Below are 14,482 nucleotides of genomic sequence, written 5' to 3' on the forward strand. Positions count from 1 at the left end.
ATCAAGCACTGGCGGCCTGCTGCAGCCAGCGGCCGAGCAGAGGCTGCAGGCGCTCCAGTGGCTGGTAGCCGTTGGTCAGCAAGGCCAGCTGGCCATTGCGCTCGGCAAGCAAGGTGGGAAAGCCCGCAATGCCCAGGTCCTGCGCCCAGGTGAAATCGGCGGCCGTGGCGCTGCGGGTATCGGCACGGGCGAAGGCCTCGGCGAACACCGCGCGGTCGAAGCCGGCCTGCTCGGCCAGCTCTACCAGTTGCGGGGCCGTGGTCACGTCTACCCCCTGCTGGTAGAACGCCTGCTGGATGGACGCCAATAGTGGCCACACACGCTCGGCCTCCAGTTCGCGGGCGGTGACCAGGGCGCGGCAGGCAGGTTCTGTGTCGTAGACGAAGCCATCGGGCATGGCGCCTTCGAAACGGAACGGCTGCCCGGTAGCGTCGGCCACGGCCTGCCAATGCTCCAGGATGTACTTGCGCGTTGAGGTGTCCAGCGCGCTGCCACCGGTACGCAACCCCCCAGGTACCAGGTGGGTGGGCACGCCGGCCTGCTGCGCCTGGATGATCAGCGCCGCGGCAACGGGTGCGAAGCCCCAGCACCAGGAGCACATCGGGTCCATCACGTAGATCAGGCGTGCAGACATGCCTCAGGCCTCGGCTTTGTAGTTGTAACCAATCGGGTGCGGCAGGTTGCGGGCCTTGGCCAGTTCGATCTGCTTCTGCCGGTCGATGGCGCTGCGCCGGGTCTTCTCGCTCAGGGTGTCCCAGCAGTGTGGGCAGCTGATACCTGGCGAATAATGCTCAGACTCGCGCTCCTGGGCGTTGATCGGGTGCCGGCAGGCGTGGCACTGGTCGTAGTCGCCTTCGCTCAGGTCGTGGCGTACCGTGACCCGGTTGTCGAACACGAAACAATCGCCGTCCCACAGGCTCTGTTCCTGGGGCACTTCCTCGAAGTACTTCAGGATGCCGCCTTTCAGATGATAGACCGCCTCGAAGCCTTCACCGAGCATGTAGCTGGAGGCTTTTTCGCAACGGATGCCACCGGTGCAGAACATGGCCACCTTCTTGTGCCTGGCGGGGTCGAAGTTGGCCTTGATGTACTCGGGGAACTCGCGGAAGGTTTCGGTCTTGGGGTCGACGGCGCCCTTGAAAGTGCCGATGGCCACTTCATAGTCGTTGCGGGTGTCGATCAGCAGCACTTCCGGGTCGCTGATCAGGGCGTTCCAGTCCTTGGGCTCCACATAGGTGCCCACCGCCTGGTTGGGGTCTACGCCCGGCACGCCGAGGGTGACGATCTCTTTCTTGAGCTTGACCTTGGTGCGGTAGAACGGCTGTTCGTCGCAGTACGACTCTTTATGGTCGACATCCACCAGCCGCGGGTCGTTGCGCAGCCAGGCCAGCAGGCCGTCGATGCCCTGGCGGGTGCCGGACACGGTGCCATTGATGCCTTCGTTGGCCAGCAGCAAGGTGCCTTTGACGTCGTTGTCGAGCATGGTCTTGAGCAGCGGTTCGCGCAGTTCGACGTAGTCCTGCAGGGTGACGAACTTGTACAGCGCCGCGACGACGATCGGTTGTGACATGAAGCAGGTTCTCCAGGTGGTTGCCCTCGTAAGGGGCGGACCGGGTTACACAATGTAAAAGGGGCCGCTGAGCGGCCCCTGTGGGGATGAAGCGGATTCTACCAGAACCCCTTCAGGGTTTCAGTGCCCGCCGCCGGCGCACACGGGCGAAGCCGGGGCAGCGCCGACCTTGGCCCACTCCTCGCCGGTGTAGGTATGAATGGCCAGGGCATGAATCTGGCCCATCAGCTCACCCATGGTGGCGTACACCTTCTGGTGGCGCTTGACGCTGTTCAGGCCAGCGAACTGCTCGCTGACGATCACGGCCTTGTAGTGCGTCTGCTGGCCACGGCTGTGCATGTGGCTTTCATCCAGCACCTGCAGGTGCTGCGGCGCCAGGGCGGCCAACTGCTGTTCGATACGCTGTTGCATGCTCATCGCGTACGGCTCACTTCTTGGCTGGGGCGGCTGCCTTGCCGAAGTTCGGGTCCAGCTCCTTGGTCATGTCTTCAAGCAGCTTGTTCACCACCGGCACCGCAGGCTCCAGGCTCTGCTGGGTCAGCTGGGCCGACTCCTGGGTGACCTTGGGCATTTCACGCAGTACTTTCTTGCCCAGTGGCGATTCGTAAAACTTGACCAGGTCTTTCAGCTCTTGCTCGGTGAAGGTCCTGGTGTACAGGTCAACCATTTTAGGCTTGAGCTTGTTCCAGCCGATGGCGCTGTTGAGCGCGGCGTTGGCCTTGGCCTGGTAGCTTTCCAGTACCGATTGCTTGGCAGCCGGTGCCTTGGTCTGGGCGAAGCGCTGGGCGAACATCTGCTGTACCTGCATGTACACCGGGGTACCAAGCTTGTCGGCATTGGCCAGGGTCAGGAACTTCTCGGCAGCCGCGTTGTGGCTGGCAGTGGCGGCAAGTACCTGGCCGCTGGCACAGGCCAGGGCAACGGCAGCACAGAGGACACGAAGACGGGTCATTGCATTTCCTTCAGGAGGGGGAGGCGGTACCTCAGAGTAGAGCATTCTGCGCCCGTGACGGCACGCTGCTCAAGGGGCACGACAGACGATTGAACCGCCCGGTCGCATGAGGGCCTAAACTGCTGATTCTGACTGACAAGGGAGTGAATGCAGCATGAGCCGTATCGAGACAGACAGCCTGGGCCCGGTCGAAGTTCCTGAGGACGCCTACTGGGGCGCCCAGACCCAACGCTCGCTGATCAACTTCGCCATTGGCCAGGAGCGCATGCCGCTGGCAGTGCTGCACGCCCTGGCATTGGTCAAGAAAGCGGCCGCGCGGGTGAATGATCGCAATGGCGACCTGCCCGGTGATATCGCGCGCCTGATCGAGCAGGCCGCCGACGAAGTGCTGGGCGGCGAACACGATGATCAGTTCCCGCTGGTGGTGTGGCAGACCGGCAGCGGCACCCAGAGCAACATGAACGTGAACGAGGTGATTGCCGGGCGTGCCAACGAGCTGGCGGGCCAGGGCCGCGGCGGCAAGGCGCCGGTGCACCCCAACGACCACGTCAACCGCTCGCAAAGCTCCAACGACTGCTTCCCGACGGCCATGCACATTGCGGCGGCCCAGGCGGTGCACGACAAGCTGCTGCCGGCTGTAGCCGAGCTGTCTTCGGGGCTGGCGGAGCTTTCAGCGCGCCACCACCAGCTGGTGAAGACCGGCCGCACGCACATGATGGACGCCACCCCCATTACCTTTGGCCAGGAAGTGTCGGCGTTCGTTGCCCAGCTCGATTATGCCCAACGCGCCATCCGTGCCACCCTGCCAGCGGTTTATGAACTGGCCCAGGGCGGCACGGCGGTGGGCACCGGGTTGAACGCGCCGCACGGGTTCGCCGAAGCCGTTGCCGCCGAACTGGCTGCGCTGTCCGGGTTGCCGTTCGTGACCGCGCCGAACAAATTCGCCGCCCTGGCCGGGCACGAGCCGCTGACCAGCCTGGCCGGCAGCCTGAAAACCCTGGCAGTGGCACTGATGAAAATCGCCAACGACCTGCGCCTGCTGGGTTCAGGCCCACGGGCGGGGCTGGCGGAAGTGCGCCTGCCGGCCAACGAGCCGGGCAGCTCGATCATGCCCGGCAAGGTCAACCCGACCCAATGCGAGGCCCTGTCAATGCTGGCCTGCCAGGTGCTGGGCAACGACGCCACCATCGGTTTTGCCGCCAGCCAGGGCCACCTGCAGTTGAATGTGTTCAAACCGGTGATCATCCACAACCTGCTGCAGTCGATCGAGCTGCTGGCCGATGGCTGTCGCAACTTCCAGCAGCATTGTGTGGCCGGTATCGAGCCAGATGCCGAGCAGATGGCTGCGCACCTGGAGCGGGGCTTGATGCTGGTCACGGCGCTCAACCCGCACATTGGCTACGACAAGGCTGCAGAAATTGCCAAGAAGGCCTACAACGAGGGCAAGACGCTGCGGGAAGCGGCGCTGGAGCTGAAGTACCTGACCAACGAGCAGTTCGACCAGTGGGTAAGGCCAGAAAACATGCTGGCACCGGGCGGCCGGGGCTGACGCGCCTAGCGGGGGTGGTGGGGGGCCAGCCTGCGGGCCCGCCAGCCCGCTACCAGGGAAGGGCCCAGCGCGACCAGGGCCGAGCCCAGCACCACCACCACTGCGCCTACGTAACCGAGGGCGTTGATGTCTTCGGCCTGCACGTACGCAGGCCATAACAACGCCGCAACCGCCACGGCAACAAAGGTGACCAGCGGGGTGAGGGCCAGGGTGGCGCTCACCCGCGATGCCTCCCAGTGGGCCAGCGCTTCGGCAAACGCGCCGTAGGCCACCAACGTGTTAAGGCAACAGGCCAGCAGCAACCAGCCCTGCACCGGGCTCAACTGCAGGGCCTCCAGCGGGTGAACCCAGGGCGTGAGCAATGCAGCGCAACTGAGGTAGATCACCATCATCACCTGCTGTGAGTTCCAGGTTGCAAGCAGCTGCTTCTGGCTCAACGCATAGAACACCCAGATGCTCGTAGCCAGCACGATGGTAAGTACACCGGTGGTGTAGGTGCCCAGCGACGTCAGCAGTTCATCGAGCCGCTGGTTGAAGAACAACCCGAAACCCGCCAGCAGAATCAGCAGCCCCATGCCCTGCCCCAGGCTGAAACGCTCGCGGAACACGAACACGCTGGCCACCAGCAGCAGCACCGGCCCAAGCTGCACCACCAGTTGCGCAGTGCCTGGGCTTAGCAGTTTCAGCCCGATGAGGTACAGCACGTAGTTGCCCATCAACCCGAATACCGCCACCACCACCAGCCCCCGGCCTTTGCGGCTGAGTTTGCCGAGCGATGGCAGGCGGCGGCGGGCCGACAGCCACGCGCACAGCAGGCCACCGGAGACCAGCAGGCGGTACCAGGTCACGGTCAGCGGGTCCATCACTTGCAGCACCTGCTTGAGCTTGATGGGCAAGATGCCCCACAGCAACGCGGTCAGCAGCGCCAGGAACAGGCCATAGCCCCAGCGGCCGGAAGTGATATGCATGATGTCCTCGATGATGTCCGTGGTGCGGGTATGGGGATTCTAAGGGCTTGGCGGGCCGCTACGGCGGCGTGCGTCGAGAAAAGAATTCATCTGGTCATTCTGTGGCGGCATGATGTGCGGTGCCCGCCAGGCAGGCAGCGCACTGTCGGTATGGCACCGGCTGCGCCGGTGTTCGCGGCTGAAGCCGCTCCTACAGGGGGTGTGGGCGGGACCAACACCCTGTGAGAGCGAGCAGCGAGCTACTTCTTGTGCTTGGCGAACGCGGCTTCGAGCGCTTCATTGACGGTGCGCAGCACCTTCACCCGAGCCCAGCGCTTGTCGTTGGCCTCGATCAGCGTCCAGGGCGCGATCTCGCTGCTGGTGCGGTCCACCATGTCGCCCACGGCCTGGCTGTAATCGTCCCACTTGTCACGGTTGCGCCAGTCATCCTCGGTGATCTTGTAGCGCTTGAACGGGGTCTGTTCACGTTCCTCGAAGCGCTCCAGCTGTGTCTGGGGGTCGATTGCCAGCCAGAACTTCACCACCACCACGCCGGCATTCACCAACTGCTCTTCGAAGTCGTTGATCTCGCTGTAGGCACGCATCCAGTCGGCCGGGCTGCAGAAGCCTTCCACCCGCTCGACCAGCACCCGGCCGTACCAGGAGCGGTCGAAGATGGTGAACTTGCCCCGGGCCGGGATGTGCCGCCAGAAGCGCCACAGATAAGGCTGGGCGCGCTCTTCTTCAGTGGGTGCGGCGATGGGTACGATGCGGTATTGGCGCGGGTCCAGCGCGGCTGCCAGGCGGCGGATGGCGCCACCCTTGCCGGCGGCATCGTTGCCCTCGAAGGCGGCTACCAGCGCGTGCCGGCGCATGCGCTTGTCGCGCAGCAGGCCGGCCAGGCGCGCCTGCTCGGTCACCAGCTGCTCCTGGTAGTCCGCTTTGTCCAGGCGCAGGGTCAGGTCCAGGGCGCCCAGCAAGCTGCGCTCATCGATGCTGCGGCCCAGGGGCGCGACGTTGCCCTGATGCTTGCCCTTGGGGTTGTTGGCCAGGGCGGCCTGCAGGCTTTCGAGCAGAATGCGCCCCACCGCCAGGCTGCGGTAGTGGGGGTCTACGCCCTCGACGATGTGCCATGGCGCGTAGTCGCGGCTGGTGCGGCGCAGCACACGCTCGCCAAACCGCACGAAGCGGTCATAGGTGTGCGACTGCTGCCAGTCCAGCGGGCTGATCTTCCAGCTGTGCAACGGGTCGTCCTTCAGTGATTTCAACCGCGCCTTCATCTGCTTCTTGGACAGGTGGAACCAGAACTTGATGATCAGCGCGCCTTCATCGCACAGCATCTGCTCCAGGTGCTCAGCGCCCGTGATGGCCTGGTCCAGCACGGCGTCCTTGAACACCCCATGCACACGGCCCTGCAGCATCTGGCTGTACCAGTTGCCGAAAAACACCCCCATGCGCCCCTTGGGTGGCAAGGCCCGCCAGTAGCGCCAGGCCGGTGGCCGCGCCAGCTCTTCGTCGGTTTGCTGGTCGAAGGTGAGCACATCGATCATGCGCGGGTCCATCCACTCGTTCAGCAGCTTGACCGTCTCGCCCTTGCCGGCGCCCTCCACGCCATTGATCAGCACGATGACCGGGAAGCGCGCCTGCTGCTTGAGTTCGTACTGGGCTTCTAGCAGGGCCTCGCGCAAGGCGGGCACCTCGGCGTCGTACGTTTCCTTGTCGATACTGTGGCCGATTTCGGCGGATTCGAACATGCATGGGCTCCTTTGATGGATAACCAAGATTAGCGGAAATCAGGCGGCAGAAGGTCAGCGGCAAGCTGCAAGCTGCAAGCTGCAAGCTGCAAGCGATTGGCTGCAAGCTGCGGGGGTTAGCTGCAAGAAAAGCTTGGTCATGCGAACATCTGCACTTCTCTTGCAGCTTGCCGCTCACCCAGACATGACCGGAACTACCCTCCTTCAGCACGCCCAGATTGACTGGGATGACCAGGGCCGCCCGCATTCGCGGCAGTACGACGATGTGTACTTTGCCGTTAACGAAGGTGTTGATGAAACGCGACACGTGTTTCTCGGACAAACGCGCCTGGCTGAACGTTTCACTGCCTTGGCCGCCCATGAGTGCCTGGTAATCGGCGAAACCGGCTTTGGCACCGGCATGAACTTCTATTGCGCCTGGCAGTTGTTCGAACAGCACGCCACGGCAGGCGCCCGCCTGCACTTCGTCAGTGTCGAAAAGTACCCGCTCAGCCACCACGACATGGCCCGCGCGGTCAGGCTGTGGCCAGAACTGGCAGCCTTTGGCGAGCCGCTGCTGGCGCAGTACGTGGCCGTACACCCGGGTTACCAGCAGTTCACCTTCGCTGAAGGCCGGGTGACCCTCACCTTGCTGGTGGGGGATGTGCTTGAACAACTGCCGCAGCTCGATGCCCAGGTCGATGTGTGGTTCCTCGACGGTTTCGCCCCGGCCAAGAACCCCGACATGTGGACGCCTGAGCTGTTCGCCCAGTTGGCCCGGCTTTCACACCCCGGCACGGTGCTGGGCACCTTCACCACCACCGGGTGGGTTCGGCGCAGCCTGGTGGAGGCCGGGTTTGCCATGAAGAAAGTGCCCGGCATTGGCAAGAAGTGGGAGGTGATGAGTGGCGCCTATGTAGGGCCGGAGGCCGACAGCACGGCACCTTGGTACCGCCGCCCGGCCTCTGCCCCAGGCCCCAGGCAGGCGCTGGTGATCGGCGCCGGGCTGGCGGGCAGCAGCACGGCGGCCAGCCTGGCCCGGCGCGGCTGGCACGTCACGGTGCTGGAGCGTCATGCCGCACCTGCGCAGGAAGCCTCGGGCAACCCGCAAGGGGTGCTGTACCTCAAGCTGTCGGCCCACGGCACCGCGCTTTCACAAATGATCGTGGCCGGTTTCGGCTACACCCGTCGTCAACTGGAGCACCTGCAGCGCGGCCAGGATTGGGACGCCTGCGGGGTGCTGCAACTGGCATTCGACGCCCAGGAGGCCGAGCGCCAGCGCAAACTGGCGGCTGCCTTCGACACGGGCCTGCTGCAACCACTGTCGCAAGACCAGGCCCAGGCCATTGCCGGGGTAACGCTGCCGGCAGGCGGCTTGTTCTACCCTGAAGGCGGCTGGGTGCACCCGCCGGCGTTATGCACGCAGCAGCTGCAACACCCGCGCATCCGCACCATCACCCACCAGGAGGTGGCCGAGCTGCGCAAGGTCGATGGGCTGTGGCAGGCCTGGGGCGGTGAGGGGTTGCTGGCAAGCGCCCCGGTGGTGGTACTGGCAGGTGCCGCGGACGTACGCCACTTCGCGCCCTGTGCAGGCCTGCCGCTCAAGCGCATTCGCGGCCAGGTTACCCGGCTGCCGGCCACGCCAACCAGCCGTGCACTGGGCACGGTGCTGTGTGCAGAAGGCTATGTAGCGCCGCCACGCGGTGATGAACACACCTTGGGCGCCAGCTTCGATTTCCACAGCCAGGACGTGGCACCTACCCTGGAAGAACACCAGGGTAACCTGAAGCTGCTGGACGAGATCTCCACCGACCTGGCCGAGCGGCTGGGCGCCCACACCCTGGATGCAGCGCAACTACAGGGGCGCGCGGCCTTCCGCTGCACCAGCGCCGATTACCTGCCGATCGTCGGCCCCCTGGCCGACCCCGAGGCTTTCGCCGACGCCTATGCCGTGCTGGCACGCGATGCCCGGCAGCAGCCCCAAGTGCCCTGCCCCTGGCTAAACGGCCTCTACGTGAATAGCGGCCACGGATCTCGCGGGCTGATAACCGCACCGTTGAGCGGCGAACTGGTGGCCGCCTGGGTGTGCGGGGAGCCACTGCCCTTACCGCGAACCGTGGCCGAGGCCTGCCACCCAAACCGCTTTGCGCTGCGCAAATTGATCCGCGGTAAGTGACCAAAGTGTGGGTTATGCGCCTACCGACACACCCAGCCTTATAACCGATCGTTCTAAAACTCTCACAAAGCACATGGGTCAGTTCCAGAAGGTGCCCTAATCCGGGGCACCCCCTCCCCAACGGAAAAACCGGTAAGGACTTATGTGCGGATTAGCTGGAGAACTGCGTTTCACCCCCCTCGGCCAAGCCCCTCGCCCAGCCGACCTGGCTGCTGTAGAGCGCATCACCCATCACCTGGCGCCACGCGGCCCGGATGCGTGGGGCTTTCATAGCCAGGGGCCGATTGCCCTTGGCCACCGTCGCCTGAAAATCATGGACTTGTCCGACGGGTCTGCCCAGCCGATGGTGGACAACACCCTGGGCCTGTCCTTGGCTTTCAACGGCGCCATCTACAACTTCCCGGAGCTGCGCCAGGAGCTGCTGGACCTGGGCTACAGCTTCTGGTCCGACGGCGACACCGAGGTGTTGCTCAAGGGCTACCACGCCTGGGGCGCGGCCCTGCTGCCAAAACTCAACGGCATGTTCGCCCTGGCCATCTGGGAGCGCGACAACCAGCGCCTATTCCTGGCCCGTGACCGCCTGGGTGTGAAACCCCTGTACCTGTCGCGTAACGGCGAGCGCCTGCGTTTTGCCTCTACCCTGCCGGCGCTGCTCAAAGGTGGCGATATCGACCCGATGCTCGACCCGGTCGCCCTCAACCACTACCTGAACTTCCATGCCGTGGTACCGGCACCGCGCACGTTGCTGGCCAACGTGCAGAAGCTGGAGCCAGGGACCTGGATGCGCGTCGACCGCCACGGTGAGGTAGAACGCCAGACCTGGTGGCAGCTGCAATACGGCCCCAACCCCGACGAGCGTGACCTGGACCTGGAAGGCTGGACCACTCGCGTGCTGGACGCGACCCGCGATGCCGTGGCCATCCGCCAGCGCGCTGCGGTGGACGTCGGCGTGCTGTTGTCTGGCGGCGTCGACTCCAGCCTGCTGGTGGGCCTGCTGCGTGAAGTGGGCGTGGAGGACTTGTCCACCTTCTCTATCGGCTTCGAAGATGCCGGTGGCGAGCGCGGTGACGAGTTCCAGTATTCCGACCTGATCGCCAAGCACTATGGCACCCGCCACCACCAGTTGCGCATTGCCGAACACGAAATCATCGACCAGCTGCCAGCGGCCTTCCGCGCCATGAGCGAGCCGATGGTCAGCCATGACTGCATCGCGTTCTACCTGTTGTCCCGGGAAGTGGCAAAACACTGCAAGGGCGTGCAAAGCGGCCAGGGCGCCGATGAGCTGTTTGCCGGCTACCACTGGTACCCCAAGGTGCATGGCGCCGATGACGCTTTCACGGCTTACCGCGAGGCGTTCTTCGACCGCAGCCATGCCGAGTACCGTGACACGGTGCAGGCGCCCTGGCAGTTGGACAACGACGCGGCCGGTGACTTCGTGCGTGAGCATTTTGCCCGCCCCGGTGCCAGCGCTGCCGTGGACAAGGCCCTGCGCCTGGACAGCACCGTGATGCTGGTGGACGACCCGGTCAAGCGGGTGGACAACATGACCATGGCCTGGGGGCTGGAGGCGCGCACCCCGTTCCTGGACTACCGCCTGGCAGAGCTGTCGGCCCGCATTCCCGGGCGTTTCAAGCTGCCCGATGGCGGCAAGCATGTGCTCAAGCAGGCGGCCCGCCGTGTGATCCCTCATGAGGTGATCGACCGCAAGAAAGGCTACTTCCCCGTGCCTGGCCTGAAGCACCTGGAAGGCGCCACGCTGGGTTGGGTACGCGAATTGCTCACCGACCCCAGCCAGGACCGGGGGTTGTTCAACCCGGCCATGATCGACCGTTTGCTGAGCAACCCCCACGGCCAGCTGACCCCGTTACGCGGCTCCAAGCTCTGGCAGCTGGCCGCGCTGAACCTGTGGCTGACCGAACAAGGACTCTGACCCATGAAAGCCCACGAAACTGCCTATGGCCAGCGCCTGCTGCGCGGCCAGGCGCCCTCGTATGAGCGCCTGCAGGCACGCCTGGCGGGCGATGGCAGCGAGCCTCAACACCAGCCCCGTGCCCTGCACTGCGGCTGGGGCCGGCTACTGATCGGCCACACCTACGCCGACCCGGCCAAGCTCGCAGAAGATCTGCTAGGCGAATGCCGTGGCGAGCGTGACATTGCGCTGTACGTGGCAGCCCCCCAGCAGGTGCTGGCCCATGCCCCGCAGCAGCTGTTTCTTGACCCTTCCGATACCCTGCGCCTGTGGTTTACCGACTACCGCCCGGCGCAACGGGTGTTCCGCGGCTTTCGCGTGCGCCGGGCGCAGAATGACGGCGACTGGCAGGCCATCAATACCCTGTACCAGGCCCGCGGCATGCTGCCCGTCGACCCTGAACTGCTCACCCCCCGCCACCTGGGCGGCCCGGTGTACTGGCTGGCCGAGGATGAAGACAGTGGTGCGATCATTGGCAGCGTGATGGGCCTGAACCACGCCAAGGCCTTCGACGACCCGGAAAACGGCAGCAGCCTGTGGTGCCTGGCCGTCGACCCCCACTGCACCCGCCCCGGGGTGGGCGAAGTGCTGGTGCGTCACCTGATCGAACACTTCATGAGCCGGGGCCTGGCCTACTTGGACCTGTCGGTGCTGCACGATAACCGCCAGGCCAAGCGCCTGTACGAAAAGCTGGGGTTTCGCAACCTGCCCACCTTCGCCGTCAAGCGCAAGAATGGCATCAACGAGCGGCTGTTTCTGGGCCCTGGCCCGCAAGCCGACCTCAACCCCTATGCGCGCATCATCGTCGACGAGGCGCTGCGCCGGGGCGTGGAGGTGCAGGTCGATGACGCAGCGTCGGGCCTGTTCACCTTGAGCCTGGGTGGCCGGCGCATCCGCTGCCGGGAATCGCTCAGCGACCTGACCAGCGCCGTGACCATGACCCTGTGCCAGGACAAGCGCCTGACTCAGCGGGCATTGGGTAACGCAGGCTTGCAAGTGCCGGCGCAGCAGTTGGCCGGTAACGCCGATGAAAACCTCGCGTTTCTCGAAGAACACGGCGCGGTGGTGGTAAAGCCGGTAGATGGCGAGCAAGGCCAGGGGGTAGCGGTCAACCTCACCACCTTCGAAGACATCGCCCACGCCGTCGAGCAGGCGCGCCAGTTCGACAGCCGCGTGCTGCTGGAAAGCTTCCACGCTGGCCACGACCTGCGCATTCTGGTGATCGGTTACGAGGTGGTTGCAGCCGCCATTCGCCACCCGGCGCAGGTAACCGGCGATGGCACGCACAGCATCCGCGCATTGATCGAAGCCCAGAGCCGCCGGCGCCAGGCCGCGACCGGTGGTGAAAGCCGCATTCCGCTGGACGATGAAACCGAACGCACGCTGATAGCGGCAGGCTATGGCTATGACCACATTCTGCCCGCCGGCCAGCAGCTGGCCGTGCGTCGCACTGCCAACCTGCACACGGGCGGCACCCTGGAGGATGTGACGGCAACGCTGCACCCCGTGCTTGCAGAGGCGGCCGTCAAGGCTGCCCGGGCGTTGGAAATTCCCGTGGTCGGCCTGGATTTCATGGTGCGCGATGCCGCCCAGCCGGACTACGTGATCATCGAGGCCAACGAACGGGCCGGGCTGGCCAACCATGAGCCGCAGCCCACCGCAGAGCGTTTCATCGATCTGCTGTTCCCCCACAGCCGGCCTTTGGGCTGACACACGATACCCAGCGCCGTGAGTGGCGGCCCGAAACCGGCCGCCGCTGCACGAACGCTGACCACTTTTCAAGACCACGACTGGAGGCCAGGACATGTCTGAGCGACATCCCGAACCCGATCTCGAATACCTTAAGCGTGTACTGCTGGAGATGCTTGCCATCCCCAGCCCTACCGGCTTTACCGACACCATCGTGCGTTACGTGGCCGAACGCCTTGACGAGCTGGGCATCCCCTTCGAGCTGACCCGGCGCGGCACCATCCGCGCCACCCTCAAGGGCCGCCAGAGTTCGCCAGACCGTGCGGTTTCCGCGCACCTGGACACCATCGGCGCCAGCGTGCGCCAACTGCAGGACAATGGCCGGCTGGCGCTGGCACCGGTGGGCTGCTGGTCCAGCCGTTTTGCCGAAGGCAGCAGGGTGAGTGTGTTTACCGACACCGGTGTGTTCCGTGGCAGCGTACTGCCGCTGATGGCCAGCGGGCATGCGTTCAACACTGCCATCGACCAGATGCCGGTGAGTTGGGAGCACGTAGAAGTACGGCTGGATGCCTATTGCACCACACGGGCAGATTGCGAGGCCCTGGGCGTGAACATTGGCGACTTCGTGGCCTTCGACCCGTTGCCCGAATTCACCGAAAGCGGCCACATCAGCGCCCGCCACCTGGACGACAAGGCCGGTGTGGCGGCATTGCTGGCTGCACTCAAGGCCGTGGTGGAAAGTGGCCGCCAGCCGCTGATCGACTGCCACCCACTGTTCACCATCACCGAGGAAACCGGCTCCGGTGCTGCTGGCGCCCTACCCTGGGACGTCAGTGAGTTCGTGGGTATCGATATCGCCCCTGTGGCCCCGGGGCAGGCCTCCAGCGAGCATGCGGTGAGTGTGGCGATGCAGGATTCGTCGGGGCCCTACGATTACCATTTGTCCCGCCACCTGCTGAAACTGGCCGGTGATCACGAGCTGCCGGTGCGGCGCGACCTGTTCCGCTATTACTTCAGCGATGCTCATTCGGCGGTGACGGCGGGGCACGACATTCGTACGGCACTGGTGGCCTTTGGCTGCGATGCCACACATGGGTATGAGCGTACCCACATCGATAGCCTGGCGGCGTTGAGCCAGTTGCTGTCGGCCTACTTGCTGAGCCCGCCCGTGTTTGCCAGCGATTCCCAGCCGGCCAATGCTTCACTGGAGCGGTTCAGCCACCAGCTGGAACATGATGCGCAGATGGAGAGCGACACGCGGGTGCCGGCGGTGGACAGTTTGGTGGGCAATAAATAAGGTTGGCTGTGGGGGCGGGGGGTGCCCCCCTATTAAGGCGAGCACCTCCGGCTAACCTCCCCCACAACCGCCCGTTTCGCGTAGCATGCCTACACCGCTCTCAGACACCTCTCACCATGCTGATACCCTACGAACACCTGCAAACCGACACCCTCACCCGTCTGATCGAAGACTTCGTGACCCGCGACGGTACCGACAACGGTGACGACACCCCGCTGGAAACGCGGGTGCTGCGGGTGCGCCAGGCATTGGTCAAAGGCCAGGCGTTCATCCTGTTCGACCCCGAGAGCCAGCAATGCCAATTGCTGGCCAAGCACGACGTGCCGCCCGAACTGCTCGACTAGCCGATCACGCCCTGCCCGCCTTGGCCTGCTGCGCCTCCTTGATGCGCCGATACACCTCGGCACGGTGCACTGGCACTTCACGCGGTGCATCCACACCAAAGCGCACCATGCCGTCCCGGGTTTCGACCACCATGATGCGGATGTCGTCGCCAATCACGATTACTTCACCCACTTCGCGTCCTATCACCAACATGTTCCGGTCCTCCTGCGAAAGGGAAAACCGGAGGGTGCATCGTAGCTGTTCAGCTACACAAGA

13 protein-coding genes are annotated in these 14,482 nt (G+C 64.7%); 6 read left to right on the plus strand and 7 right to left on the minus strand.

The genetic code is table 11. From position 1 onward, the window contains the following. Position 1: 1 nt before the first annotated feature. The 4 genes from APH25_RS15575 to APH25_RS15590 form a co-directional block, all read right to left on the minus strand. Positions 2–634, minus strand: a complete 633-nt coding sequence (locus APH25_RS15575; protein WP_060482530.1) for a DsbA family protein — start codon at positions 632–634, stop codon at positions 2–4. A gap of 3 nt (positions 635–637) precedes the next feature. Then, positions 638–1,570 (minus strand): rhodanese-related sulfurtransferase, encoded by a 933-nt coding sequence (locus APH25_RS15580; protein ID WP_028634690.1) that lies wholly within the window; start codon positions 1,568–1,570, stop codon positions 638–640. 120 nt (positions 1,571–1,690) lie between these two features. Then, positions 1,691–1,987 carry a BolA family transcriptional regulator gene (locus APH25_RS15585; protein ID WP_028634689.1) on the minus strand — a complete coding sequence of 99 codons (297 nt, stop codon included), beginning with the start codon at positions 1,985–1,987 and terminating at the stop codon, positions 1,691–1,693. 10 nt (positions 1,988–1,997) lie between these two features. Continuing rightward, positions 1,998–2,522 (minus strand): DUF2059 domain-containing protein, encoded by a 525-nt coding sequence (locus APH25_RS15590; protein ID WP_060482531.1) that lies wholly within the window; start codon positions 2,520–2,522, stop codon positions 1,998–2,000. 154 nt (positions 2,523–2,676) lie between these two features. Here APH25_RS15590 and APH25_RS15595 point away from each other — a divergent pair, with 154 nt between their 5' ends. Further along, entirely contained in the window at positions 2,677–4,071 is a 1,395-nt protein-coding gene (locus APH25_RS15595) for a class II fumarate hydratase (protein WP_060482532.1), read from the plus strand. Between the two features lie 5 nt (positions 4,072–4,076). On the opposite strand, the gene APH25_RS15600 is transcribed toward APH25_RS15595, so the two are convergent. Then, the gene (locus APH25_RS15600; RefSeq protein ID WP_060482533.1) at positions 4,077–5,039 is read right to left on the minus strand and encodes a DMT family transporter; all 963 of its coding nucleotides are present in this window, start codon (positions 5,037–5,039) and stop codon (positions 4,077–4,079) included. A gap of 239 nt (positions 5,040–5,278) precedes the next feature. Further along, entirely contained in the window at positions 5,279–6,772 is a 1,494-nt protein-coding gene (pap, locus tag APH25_RS15605; RefSeq protein ID WP_028634685.1) for a polyphosphate:AMP phosphotransferase, read from the minus strand. Between the two features lie 184 nt (positions 6,773–6,956). Here pap and mnmC point away from each other — a divergent pair, with 184 nt between their 5' ends. The 5 genes from mnmC to APH25_RS15630 all read left to right on the plus strand — a co-directional run bounded on the left by mnmC (position 6,957) and on the right by APH25_RS15630 (position 14,226). Then, the gene (mnmC, locus tag APH25_RS15610) at positions 6,957–8,927 is read left to right on the plus strand and encodes a bifunctional tRNA (5-methylaminomethyl-2-thiouridine)(34)-methyltransferase MnmD/FAD-dependent 5-carboxymethylaminomethyl-2-thiouridine(34) oxidoreductase MnmC (RefSeq protein WP_060482534.1); all 1,971 of its coding nucleotides are present in this window, start codon (positions 6,957–6,959) and stop codon (positions 8,925–8,927) included. A gap of 142 nt (positions 8,928–9,069) precedes the next feature. Beyond that, positions 9,070–10,857, plus strand: coding sequence for an N-acetylglutaminylglutamine amidotransferase (locus tag APH25_RS15615; RefSeq protein ID WP_060482535.1), 1,788 nt, complete (start codon positions 9,070–9,072; stop codon positions 10,855–10,857). Positions 10,858–10,860: 3 nt separating this feature from the next. Next, positions 10,861–12,606: an N-acetylglutaminylglutamine synthetase gene (gene ngg, locus APH25_RS15620; RefSeq protein ID WP_060482536.1), complete on the plus strand. Its 1,746-nt coding sequence runs from the start codon at positions 10,861–10,863 to the stop codon at positions 12,604–12,606. A 94-nt stretch (positions 12,607–12,700) separates the two neighbouring features. Then, complete coding sequence (locus APH25_RS15625; RefSeq protein WP_028634681.1) at positions 12,701–13,882, plus strand: osmoprotectant NAGGN system M42 family peptidase; 1,182 nt, start codon at positions 12,701–12,703, stop codon at positions 13,880–13,882. A 116-nt stretch (positions 13,883–13,998) separates the two neighbouring features. After that, a complete protein-coding gene (locus APH25_RS15630) occupies positions 13,999–14,226 on the plus strand; it encodes a YheU family protein (protein WP_060482537.1) in 228 nt (75 codons plus the stop codon). 4 nt (positions 14,227–14,230) lie between these two features. Here APH25_RS15630 and csrA read toward each other — a convergent pair whose 3' ends face one another. Continuing rightward, entirely contained in the window at positions 14,231–14,419 is a 189-nt protein-coding gene (gene csrA, locus APH25_RS15635; RefSeq protein WP_028634679.1) for a carbon storage regulator CsrA, read from the minus strand. Positions 14,420–14,482: the final 63 nt, after the last annotated feature.

It is taken from the genome of Pseudomonas sp. NBRC 111119 (genome assembly GCF_001320125.1).
GTDB classification, from domain to species: domain Bacteria; phylum Pseudomonadota; class Gammaproteobacteria; order Pseudomonadales; family Pseudomonadaceae; genus Aquipseudomonas; species Aquipseudomonas parafulva.